Source organism: Enterobacter sp. SECR19-1250 (assembly GCF_013391025.1).
GTDB classification, from domain to species: domain Bacteria; phylum Pseudomonadota; class Gammaproteobacteria; order Enterobacterales; family Enterobacteriaceae; genus Enterobacter; species Enterobacter cloacae.
This window is the reverse complement of the sequence record NZ_JACASJ010000218.1, coordinates 1-2,781: the sequence shown is the minus strand read 5'-3', so window position 1 is coordinate 2,781 and position 2,781 is coordinate 1. Positions and strand designations below refer to the sequence as shown.

Annotated in this window: 4 protein-coding genes; 2 read left to right on the top strand and 2 right to left on the bottom strand. The window is 50.0% G+C overall.

Annotated features, from left to right (window positions below):
- Positions 1-319: 319 nt before the first annotated feature.
- The gene (locus tag HX884_RS27420; protein WP_162269496.1) at positions 320-547 is read right to left on the bottom strand and encodes a hypothetical protein; all 228 of its coding nucleotides are present in this window, start codon (positions 545-547) and stop codon (positions 320-322) included.
- On the opposite strand from HX884_RS27420, the gene HX884_RS27415 reads away from it, so the two are divergent.
- Complete coding sequence (locus tag HX884_RS27415) at positions 537-1,421, top strand: tail fiber domain-containing protein (protein WP_227024270.1); 885 nt, start codon at positions 537-539, stop codon at positions 1,419-1,421. The genes HX884_RS27420 and HX884_RS27415 overlap by 11 nt on opposite strands.
- On the opposite strand, the gene HX884_RS25965 is transcribed toward HX884_RS27415, so the two are convergent.
- Complete coding sequence (locus HX884_RS25965; protein WP_249166246.1) at positions 1,387-1,953, bottom strand: hypothetical protein; 567 nt, start codon at positions 1,951-1,953, stop codon at positions 1,387-1,389. The two genes, HX884_RS27415 and HX884_RS25965, sit on opposite strands and share 35 nt — an antisense overlap.
- A 316-nt stretch (positions 1,954-2,269) precedes the next feature.
- On the opposite strand from HX884_RS25965, the gene HX884_RS25960 reads away from it, so the two are divergent.
- Positions 2,270-2,746 (top strand): recombinase family protein, encoded by a 477-nt coding sequence (locus tag HX884_RS25960; protein ID WP_178329002.1) that lies wholly within the window; start codon positions 2,270-2,272, stop codon positions 2,744-2,746.
- The last annotated feature ends 35 nt before the right edge of the window (positions 2,747-2,781 follow it).

Here is a 2,781-nt window from a genome sequence, read left to right as displayed (position 1 = left end):
GCTCCGGATGAATATGATGATCTCATATCAGGAACTTGTTCGCACCTTCCCTAACTCAGTAAGTAAAATCATTTATTCTCCAAGCTTAACAATTACCAGAGGTACAGGCTCATTTGTTGGCTAGAAATAAATGAGTGGTAAAATATTGTGGTTATTGAGGGCTGGTACATTCAGCCCTCTTTTTCACTAATTATTAATTCATACCAATTTGTTAACTGCATCTATTTGAGCAGAGAAATTCACCATCACTCTCAAAAACCCATTCCTAATTATGCAAAAACCGCTCAGGTGATGCATTGCGAACAGGAGAAAATATGCTTTATAACACCGGCACCATCGCTATTAACGGAGATACCGCAACCGGCACTGGCACAAACTGGACGGCACCGGCCAGCCAGGTTCGTGCTGGCCAGACGATTATCGTCATGTCTAACCCGGTCCAGATGTTCCAGATTTCATCCGTGAACAGCGCCACATCAATGACGGTTACGCCAGCTGCTTCCCCGGCGCTGAGCGGCCAGAAGTATGGAATTCTTGTGTCTGACATTACCTCTATAGACGGACTGGCACAGGCGATGTCTCAGCTTATCAAAGAGTATGACGAGAATATCGGTGCGTGGGAGACGTTCGCCACTACCTCAGCAAACCAGAGCATCACAGTTACCATCAACGGCAACCCTGTTACGATCCCCGGCATCGGTAAACTGGCGCAGAAAGGGAGCAACGGTGCTCTCTCGATTGACCAGGGCGGGACCGGGGCAACTACTGCAGAGAGCGCTCGCTCAAACCTCGGTTTAGGAAGTAGCGCCACCAGGAACGCTTACAGCTCCTCCGGAGATATGCTTTCCGTAGGGGATTTTGGGGTTGGGGCTTACTCTGAAGCTAAACCGACAGAAGCCAGAAGTTCATTTATCAGCGAAACCAATGCATCCTCTGCATGGGCACCGGCAAATGGTGCCGGTTATCAAAGCTGCTATGCCGTAAACCGAATATTTCAGATGTGGATTGGTTCCAATAGTGCTGGATTTAGTCGATTTGTTTCAACGAATAACCCCCAGGAACCTAAAGCTAACATTCCATGGACGCAGTACCAGGCTTCCGGCACATCGGATATTAACTTTAAGGCTGTGACAGGGGATTTGGATTTAAACGAGTCACTTAACAACATAGAGGCAATGGACTTTAAGACCTTCTACTACCTCGCAGATGAAGCCAAAACGACTCGCCGCGGCGTGATTGCTCAGGATCTGGAAAAGATAGATCCGCAATATGTTCATTCGGCTGAGGAGTCGGGGAAAATGACGCTCGACCTCAATCCTCTGGTGCTTGATGCGCTGGCGGCAATCAAAGCCCTGGCTATCCGCGTCAGCGCATTAGAGGGCGACGCTAAACCTTCGACTCCTGGCTCATTCGTTGGTTAAACAGGGAATCGTCAGGCATATCAAGGCGAACATCGATCCAGCTGTTCGCCGGCACGTCCATCGGTTCACCTTTGGTTTTGATGACCTCACCTTCATCGCTCAGGATATATTTTCGCTTGAAAAGACGGATTGTCAGCTGGCCGCTATCGGTTTGTTCTGCCTCAACCACTCCCAGTTCCCCCATGCCGCCAGGGTCCATTGGCGGCAGTAACTGCCATCCCTCAGATGCCAGGCCAGCCGAACCGGCGAGCACATAAACACCTACATCAAGGCGAGAAAGAATCACTCCTTCAGCTTCTGCATTTGCTGTTCCGCACCCACACCAGACAAAACCATCTTCCGCTATGTCGGCACGCTGGCACTCTTCCTGGCTCGCTACGATACGCGCAACCGGAGACGCTGCCTTCAGGGTGCCATCACTGGCTTTCGTGGTATTCGATGTTGTATAGAATTCAGCCCAGCCTGTGAATCCCGCACTTCCATTAGAAACTCGCAGAGCTGCACGCGTACTGGAAAGGCATGTGAATGCCATTTGTGAGTAAGTCGCCCCACCTACCCCAATTTGCAGAATGCTTTGCCATTGGCCAGGAAATGCACCGACGTTATCTGCCGCGGCCCAGTAGCCAAATCCGGTCGGCCCCGGCTGCGCTGAAGTGGCGGGATTTATCGGTTTCGCATTACTGGATGAAAGGAGCAATCCAACACCAAAATCTCCCTCTGAAAGCATCTTCCCGGAAGCGCTGTAAGCATCTCTTGTCGCACTACTTCCTAAACCGACCTTTCCAAGAATGTCGTTATTCTACCTTCTCCAGCCGTTTCTCCTGTTTTCACTAACAGGAGAAGTTTTCATGATTTACGGATATGCCCGTGTTTCTACTGCGCACCAGGATACCGAACTTCAGCTCATTGCGCTTCGCGCTGTCGGTTGTGAGGAGATCCATCAGGAGGTTATTTCAGGTCGCGGCAAACGCCGCCCGGCTCTGCAGAAATTGATAGATAAATTGCAGCCTGGGGATGAGCTTGTTCTCTGGAAAATTGATCGCATTGGGCGAAATGTTCTTTACGCATTGCTATGGCTTCAGGAACTTCAAAGCAAAGGCGTAAATCTGCGATCGATAACGGATGCAGTAGACATGCGAACTGCCAGTGGCCGCTATAATTTCCGCAACATACTAAATGTCGCACAATATGAATCGGATTTGATCAGCGAAAGAACCCTTGCAGGTTTGGCTGCGGCCAGAGCAAAAGGGAGAGTCGGCGGGCGACGTCCAAAATTTAGCGATAAAGACTGGAATGAGATGGCAGTAATGGGCTTTGTTGAATAAATCAGATTTCGGGTAAGTCTCCCCCGTAGCGGGTT

Bases quoted from the DNA above. Each gene is read 5' to 3' on its own strand.
- HX884_RS27420 (WP_162269496.1), bottom strand. From the start codon at position 547: ATGTCAGACACAAGAATTCCATACTTCTGGCCGCTCAGCGCCGGGGAA.
- HX884_RS25965 (WP_249166246.1), bottom strand. From the start codon at position 1,953: ATGGCATTCACATGCCTTTCCAGTACGCGTGCAGCTCTGCGAGTTTCT.
- HX884_RS25960 (WP_178329002.1), top strand. From the start codon at position 2,270: ATGATTTACGGATATGCCCGTGTTTCTACTGCGCACCAGGATACCGAA.